At 61.5% G+C, this 2,394-nt stretch carries 2 protein-coding genes; both read left to right on the top strand.

The annotated features are described in order from the left end of the window. Nucleotide 1: 1 nt before the first annotated feature. Nucleotides 2-997, top strand: a complete 996-nt coding sequence (gene iolC / locus GXN74_RS14165; RefSeq protein ID WP_162371583.1) for a 5-dehydro-2-deoxygluconokinase — start codon at nt 2-4, stop codon at nt 995-997. 23 nt (nt 998-1,020) lie between these two features. Continuing rightward, a partial coding sequence (locus GXN74_RS14160) for an aldehyde dehydrogenase family protein (protein ID WP_162371582.1) occupies nt 1,021-2,394 on the top strand: 1,374 nt, incomplete at its 3' end.

Here is a 2,394-nt window from a genome sequence, read left to right as displayed (position 1 = left end):
GATGAACAAATTGGTATTTCAAGAAGGAAGGGAACTGGACCTGGTAGCGACGGGGAGGCTTGCCATCGACCTGAACACGGTGGAGGTGAACATCCCCATGGAGGAGACCACCGCATTCAAGAAGTACCTGGGAGGATCGCCGGCGAACATCAGCGTGGCCCTGGCCAAGCTGGGGATGAAGGTGGGCTTCATCGGCCGGGTGGCGGACGACCAGTTCGGCCGGTTCATCACCAACTACCTGAAGAAGACGGGGGTGGATAGGAGCAACATCGTGGTGGACAAATCCGGCGCCAAGACGGGACTGGCCTTCACGGAGATCAAGTCCCCGAAGGACTGCAGCATCCTGATGTACCGGGAGGATGCGGTGGACCTGCGCCTGAACGTCCACGACATCAGCGAGGAGTACATCGCAAGCGCCAAGGCGCTGCTGATCTCCGGGACGGCCCTGGCGGCCAGCCCCTCCAGGGAAGCGGTCTTCGTGGCCCTGGAATATGCCCGGAAGCATGGCACGGTGGTGTTCTTCGATGTGGACTACAGGCCCTACACCTGGCATTCGGTGGAGGAGACTTCGGTCTACTACAACCTGGCGGCGGAGAAATGCGACGTGATCATCGGCACCCGGGAAGAGTTCGACATGATGGAGATGATCACCATGAAGGGGAACACGGATGACGGCGTTACGGCCAGGAAGTGGTTCGACTTCAACGCCAGGATCGTGGTGGTGAAGCACGGCAAGGAAGGGTCTTACGCCTACACGAAGGAAGGGGAGAAGATCACCGGGGCGGTGTTCCCGGTGACCCCGGTGAAGACCTTCGGGGCGGGGGACTCCTATGCGGGAGGCTTCATCTACGGCCTGATGAACGGCATGGACGTGGCGGAAGCCATGGAGATCGGGGCAGGCTCGGCGGCCATCGTGGTGCAGAGCCACAGCTCGTCGGAAGCCATGCCCACACTGGAGCAAATACGGGAATTCATCGCCAACTATCCCAAACAATAGGAAGACATGAGGAGGAAAAGAACATGGAAGCAAAAGAAATGATCGCCCAATTGATTGAAAGAGCAAGAAAAGCCCAGGCGGTAGCGGAGGGCTACACCCAGGAGCAGGTGGACGAGCTGGTGGCGGCCATCGCGTGGTCCGTGTCCAACGAGGAGACGGCCAAGCAGATCGCCCGGATGGCGGTGGAAGAGACCCAGCTGGGGAACTACGACGGCAAGTACGCCAAGATCACCAAGAAGGTCCGGGGAGCCCTGCGGGACATGAAGGGAGCCAAGACGGTGGGTGTCATCGAGCGTGACGAAGCCAAAGGCCTGATCAAGTTCGCCAAGCCCGTGGGCGTCATCGGAGCCCTGGTGCCCACCACCAACCCGGAAGCCACTCCCGTGATCAAATCCATGGACGCGGTGAAGGGAAGGAACGCCATCGTCATCGCCCCCCATCCCCGTGCGAAGAAGACCAACACCTTCATCGTGAACACCATGCGCGCGGCCCTGAAGAAGTACGGCGCGCCGGAAGACCTGATCATCGGCATCGAGGAGCCCAGCATCGAATCCACAAGCGAGCTGATGAAGCAGTGCGACCTGGTGGTGGCTACAGGAGGCGCCGGCATGGTGCAGGCGGCCTATTCCTCCGGAACGCCGGCCTACGGCGTGGGCGCGGGGAACGCGGTCATCATCGTGGACGAGACGGCGGACCTGGACGACGCGGCCCACAAGATCATGCTGAGCAAGACCTTCGACTACGCCACCAGCTGCTCCGCGGAGAACTCCCTGGTGATCGTGGAGAGCGTGTACGACGCCCTGCTGGAGAAGCTCCAGGCGGAAGGCGGACACCTGGCCACGGCGGAGCAGAAGGCCGCGCTGCAGAAGACCATGTGGGACGACGAGGGACACCTGAGCCGCTTCATCGTGGCCCAGCCAGCATCCAAGATCGCCGAGCTGGCGGGGATCAGCATCCCCGAGGACAAGAAGTTCATCATGGTGCAGGAGACCGAAGTGGGACCCCAGGCGCCCTTCTCCGGAGAGAAGATGTCCGTGGTCATGACCCTGTTCAAGGTGCCCGACTTCGCGGCAGCCGTGGACCAGGTGAACAAGATCACCGGCTACCAGGGAACCGGCCACTCCTGCGGAATCCACACCACCAGCGACGAGCGGATCGAGGTCCTGGGCAACAGCGTGAAGGTCAGCCGGATCATGGTGCGCCAGCCCCAATGCTACGCCAACAGCGGAAACTGGGACAACGGGATGCCCTTCACCCTGACCCTGGGCTGCGGAACCTGGGGCGGGAACATCGCCTCCGAGAACATCACCTACAAGCATTTCATCAACGTGACCTGGGTCTCCTCGCCCATCACCCCCGTCATCCCTTCCGATGAAGAGCTGTTCGGCGATGTGATG

The sequence above is a fragment of the Anaerotalea alkaliphila genome, from assembly GCF_010179735.1.
Taxonomy (GTDB): Bacteria; Bacillota; Clostridia; order Lachnospirales; family Vallitaleaceae; genus Anaerotalea; species Anaerotalea alkaliphila.
The sequence above is the reverse complement of the archived record's forward strand: the minus strand, read 5'-3'. Positions and strand labels throughout refer to the sequence as shown.

Excerpts from the sequence above, each read along its gene's own strand:
- iolC (WP_162371583.1), top strand. The coding sequence starts at position 2 with ATGAACAAATTGGTATTTCAAGAAGGAAGGGAACTGGACCTGGTAGCG.